Source organism: Jiangella aurantiaca, assembly GCF_004349105.1.
Lineage (GTDB): Bacteria > Actinomycetota > Actinomycetes > Jiangellales > Jiangellaceae > Jiangella > Jiangella aurantiaca.
This window is the reverse complement of the sequence record NZ_SMLB01000098.1, coordinates 1-1,274: the sequence shown is the minus strand read 5'-3', so window position 1 is coordinate 1,274 and position 1,274 is coordinate 1. Positions and strand designations below refer to the sequence as shown.

At 75.0% G+C, this 1,274-nt stretch carries 1 protein-coding gene; it reads right to left on the bottom strand.

All coding sequences use genetic code 11. The features are described from left to right. A partial coding sequence (hutH, locus tag E1262_RS30025; RefSeq protein WP_132108011.1) for a histidine ammonia-lyase occupies positions 1–1,274 on the bottom strand: 1,274 nt, incomplete at both ends.

Sequence of the window (1,274 nt, the reverse complement as noted above, 5' to 3'; positions counted from 1 at the left end):
CGAGCGGCGCGCGCAGGTCCAGCGCCCGGGCCGCCGTCAGCAGCTCGACCGCGAGCACCCGGGCGACGCCGTCGAGCGCGCGGCGCAGCTTGCGCCCGGCCGCCCAGCCCATCGAGACGTGGTCCTCCTGCATGGCGCTGGACGGGATCGAGTCGACCGACGCGGGCACGGCCAGCCGCTTCAGCTCCGACACGATGCCGGCCTGGGTGTACTGGGCGATCATGTGCCCGGAATCGACACCGGGGTCGTCGGCCAGGAACGGCGGCAGCCCGGAGTTGCGGGCGACGTCGAGGAAGCGGTCGGTGCGCCGCTCGCTGATCGACGCCAGATCGGCCGCGGCGATGGCGAGGAAGTCCAGCACGTACCCGACCGGCGCGCCGTGGAAGTTGCCGTTGGACTCCACCCGCCCATCGAGCGTGACGACCGGATTGTCCACGGCCGCCGCCAGCTCCCGGCCGGCCACCAGCGACGCGTGGTCGAGGGTGTCGCGCACCGCGCCGTGGACCTGCGGCGCACACCGCAGCGAGTACGCGTCCTGGACGCGGGTGCAGTCCGGCCCGCGATGACTCGCGACCACCTCCGACCCGGCCAGCAGCGCCCGCAGGTTCGCCGCGGACTCGCGCTGGCCCGGATGCGGCCGCAGCGCCTGCAGGTCCTCGGCGAACACCCGGTCGGTGCCCAGCAGCGCCTCGACGCTCATCGCGGCGGCGACGTCGGCCACGCGCAGCAGCCCATTCAGGTCGTGCAGCGCCAGCACCAGCATGCCGAGCATGCCGTCGGTGCCGTTGATCAGCGCCAGCCCCTCCTTCTCGGCCAGCTCGACCGGCTCGATCCCGGCCGCGGCCAGCGCCACACCGGCGTCGACCAGAGCGCCGGACGCGTCGCGCACCGGCCCCTCACCCATGAGCGCCAGCGCGCAGTGCGCCAGCGGCGCCAGATCGCCGGAACAGCCCAGGCTGCCGTACTCGTACACGACCGGCGTGATGCCGGCGTCGAGCAGGCGCGCGTACGCCGCCGCCGTCGTCAGCCGGACCCCGGTGCGCCCGGTCGCCAGCGTCGACAGCCGCAGCAGCATCAGCGCGCGGACCACCTCGCGCTCGACCTCCGGGCCGGACCCGGCGGCGTGGCTGCGGATCAGGCTGCGCTGCAGTCCCGCGCGCCGCTCCGCCGGGATGTGCCTGGTCGCCAGCGCCCCGAACCCCGTCGACACCCCGTAGTACGGCAGGTCCGCGACGGCGAGCTTCTCGATCACCTCGCGGCTGCGCGCCACCGCC